A 3,364-nucleotide genomic window follows, 5' to 3' on the forward strand; every position below is an offset into this window, starting at 1 on the left:
TTGTAACTTACTAGCAGCAATTTATAACTATGAGTTAAATTTAGCAATTCCAAAATGCAAACCCTTGACTATAACATAAAAGTAATTTTGCAAGAGGTCTATTAAAAGAGATAGAAAGCATTTGGTTAGTGGTAGCAAAAAATCGTCGGGTGAATCGGGATTGGGAAGCTTTAATGCAGCGTCATCCAGAAAACACTCTTCGCTGTTATGAGGATTTATGTACTGCACCAACCACTAGACAGCCAGGGCGTGTTTTCCCTTTGAAGGGCAAACTCTACAAGGGGGCATGGGAATACGAGGTGACAAAAGGGGACAGAGTATTTTACGTTCCTGATAAACAACAGTTGAAAGTCATTGTCTACTACGCAGGCAAACATCCAAGTCCTGCACCCACACCGTAATTCGTGCCAATAAGGAAGAGTGGGCTACAAATATACGTGACTGCTGTACATTCATGAGTATAATTTAGACCAAGCCAAAAAGTCAGAAAACCAGAAAACCAGATTTATGGTTTACCAGATTTATGTCAAGTCAAAAGAAAATTATTACTATCACTGGGTATAAGGGTGGGGTGGGGAAAAGCACTACAGCAGTGCATCTTGCAACCTTCTTTAGTGAGCTAGGTAAAACAGTCCTTGTAGACGGCGACCAGAACCGCACCGCCCTGGCGTGGTCGAAACGCGGGTCATTCCCCTTTCCTGCGGTGGACGAACGCCAAGCCCTCAAAGTAATTGCTGATGCTCAATTTGTTGTCATTGACACTCCGGCTAGACCTGACTCTGATGATCTAAAGGAATTAGCCAAAGGCTGCGACCTTCTAATACTGCCAACAAAGCCCGACATTGTAAGCCTTGAGCCAATGCTCTTGATGGTAAAAGATTTGGGTGAGGCAAACTATCGCTGCTTGCTTACTATTGTTCCTCCCTATCCCAGCAGAGAAGGTGAAACACTGCGTCAGGATTTGTTGAATGGAGGCATCCCCGTATTTCAGGCAATGATCCGGCGTACTGTCGGCTTTGAGAAAGCAGCAATGGCTGGTGTCCCCATTCGTGATGTAGACGACTCGCGTTTAAAAACAGCTTGGGCTGATTACCTTGCACTAGGTAAAGAAGTTATGGAGATTTTGAAATGAGCAAGTACGGTGATTTGATTAAAAAAGCCAGAGAGACGGAACCAGAAAACCAGAAAGCCATAAATACATCAGACCAGACATCTGGTTTACCAGAACCGAAGCCAGAGCTTGAACAGATGGTCAATCTGTGCGTCAAAGTCCCTATATCCCAACGTCGCTACTGGATGTCTAAAGCCAAAGAGCAAGGGATTACTGTAACCTCAGTTATTGTTGAGGCGCTAACCCAAAAGTTTGGAGAACCAGACAACCAGAAAGCCAGAAAACCATAATAATGATGGAGAAGGGGCGGCAGGATAGACATGGAAATGAATTTAGGAGAAACGTTTCTCCTAACCCAAATTCAGCACAACCAAATGACATTGGTCAAGGTATTATCCTTAAATATCATTACCGTTGCACTCCGATGATTGCTAATTTTTGCGATCGCTTGTGCAATTACGGCATGATCATCAAAACTGAACCAAAAGCTTCTCGGTTAGGTACTAACTTGATTGCTTGCAATGTAGAAGGAAAGCTGGAGAACAATATTAATTGGGCAGAAGTTGATGTGGTAGAAAAGTTGATTCAGGAGTTGTTAGCGGCGGGTTATTGCTTAAATTCTCCTGACTCTGACAACACAATTGGCGTGATTTCACCTTACTGCCGTCAAGTAGATGCGCTGACTCAACGTTTAAAATCTCGCTGGTCAGATTTTTCCCCCAAGAGCATTGGCACAGTTCACACATTTCAAGGGGGTCAGAAATCAGTGATAATTTTCTCGACTCGCCAATGCCAACCAACTGATAGTCTCTGGTTTATCAATCGTCGGCCTAATTTACTGAATGTGGCTGTTAGTAGGGCGCGAGAACTGTTTATTCTGGTGGGGAATTTGACAAGGCTCTCTGAAGGGGGGCATACCAAAGATTTAGTAAAATATATTAAGCAATTTGGCGAGATTCGATAATTTCAAGAAAGCGCAAATGCCAAAATCCAACACCTTTGAAGAAAAATATCCCTATATTTCACGATTTGTAGAAGAACACGGCTGGATTGAAATTGGAGAGAGCGAACACATTAACTCCTTTGTTAGAGCCTATGATTTTGGTGGCACTGTTTATGAAGGCAAGGCAAGTTACCGGAGTATAGAAGCGGCATTGCAAGACCTAGAGACAGCTATCAAAGCCAACATGGAAGAAAGGGGAATTTAAAATGAAATCTTCAATCTTTGCCATCCAAAAATATAGGTAAAACACCTGAAATTTCAACGGTAAAGACAGAAATTGAGCAAAATCTGAACTGAATTTTGTCTAGTTTACTTTCTACTGCCTCTAGAATTGCTGACAAGGTGGGTGTAGCTCAAATAGATTGTCTGTTTCATAGTGCTATAAAATAACACCAAGCTCATATAAAAGTTTAGTCAAGCTGCAACACACGTTAGGTTTAAGCGATGGGACGAAACGCCAAAATCCGGAAGCAACGCAAAGACTCAGCCGTAAAAGAGGTATCCTCTCTTCCACAGAAACCTTTACCAAAACGACAGAGTGAAAACACATCCTTCTGGGGAAAAATTGCCGCTTCGTTAAACCCATTTAAAAAAGTAGATAAATATCAAGCTTGCATGGACGCACACGACTTTTTTGAAGAAAATCAGGTTTTAGTGGGTGCGACTGCCTGGGAAGGTTATCAGCAACAGGGTAAAGGACTTGTGTTAGTTCAAGGCTCAGACTCTTCAGCGACCAAAATTGAGTACATCCCACGTAAATTCCTCAAAAAATCCATGCGTCAACATGATGTTGCTCCACAAGATACACAAGCAATGGACAACATGATATCGGTATATGAGCCAACAAACAGTGTAGTGATGGCCTACATCAACACCGTAGGTGAAATGTCTATATCCATGTCACCCCAAAACGATCCTACCCCTGAAGATTGTTACCGCATGAGCCAGCAGACAACATAATTTACACTTGACTTTGTGCCTTGACAGTTAAGACCCTTCTTTCATTGAGGTCACTGTGCCAAACAAAAAAGTTTTTTGTACAAGTAGGAATCTGTTTAGCCAATGCCGAGCAAGGAAGTTTCCCAGCATGGGCAGCCCCTTGGGGCTGCCGAGATCAACCACAGAGTATATGCGATTCTCTGCGCTAAGGCACTTAGGTAGGGTCGGGGTGTGCATTACTGCAACACCCCTCCCATCCGAAACCGTGCTTGCGACTTTCACCGCACACGGCTACTCAGTGTGTTGTCCAT

The 3,364-nt window shown here is 43.1% G+C and carries 6 protein-coding genes; all 6 read left to right on the forward strand.

Annotated features, from left to right (window positions below; genetic code table 11):
• Positions 1 to 128 precede the first annotated feature (128 nt).
• The 6 genes from H6G26_RS40050 to H6G26_RS40075 all read left to right on the forward strand — a co-directional run bounded on the left by H6G26_RS40050 (position 129) and on the right by H6G26_RS40075 (position 3,074).
• Positions 129 to 401, forward strand: coding sequence for a hypothetical protein (locus H6G26_RS40050; protein ID WP_242054361.1), 273 nt, complete (start codon positions 129 to 131; stop codon positions 399 to 401).
• Positions 402 to 523: 122 nt separating this feature from the next.
• Positions 524 to 1,132, forward strand: a complete 609-nt coding sequence (locus H6G26_RS40055) for a ParA family protein (RefSeq protein ID WP_190737506.1) — start codon at positions 524 to 526, stop codon at positions 1,130 to 1,132.
• Positions 1,129 to 1,401, forward strand: a complete 273-nt coding sequence (locus H6G26_RS40060) for a hypothetical protein (protein WP_190737508.1) — start codon at positions 1,129 to 1,131, stop codon at positions 1,399 to 1,401. The genes H6G26_RS40055 and H6G26_RS40060 overlap by 4 nt, the downstream gene beginning before the upstream one ends.
• A gap of 2 nt (positions 1,402 to 1,403) precedes the next feature.
• The gene (locus tag H6G26_RS40065) at positions 1,404 to 2,075 is read left to right on the forward strand and encodes a C-terminal helicase domain-containing protein (RefSeq protein WP_190737510.1); all 672 of its coding nucleotides are present in this window, start codon (positions 1,404 to 1,406) and stop codon (positions 2,073 to 2,075) included.
• Positions 2,076 to 2,091: 16 nt separating this feature from the next.
• A complete protein-coding gene (locus H6G26_RS40070) occupies positions 2,092 to 2,319 on the forward strand; it encodes a hypothetical protein (RefSeq protein WP_190737512.1) in 228 nt (75 codons plus the stop codon).
• A 239-nt stretch (positions 2,320 to 2,558) separates the two neighbouring features.
• Positions 2,559 to 3,074 (forward strand): hypothetical protein, encoded by a 516-nt coding sequence (locus H6G26_RS40075; protein WP_190737514.1) that lies wholly within the window; start codon positions 2,559 to 2,561, stop codon positions 3,072 to 3,074.
• Positions 3,075 to 3,364: the final 290 nt, after the last annotated feature.

Source organism: Nostoc sp. FACHB-888 (genome assembly GCF_014696655.1).
Lineage (GTDB): Bacteria > Cyanobacteriota > Cyanobacteriia > Cyanobacteriales > Nostocaceae > Nostoc.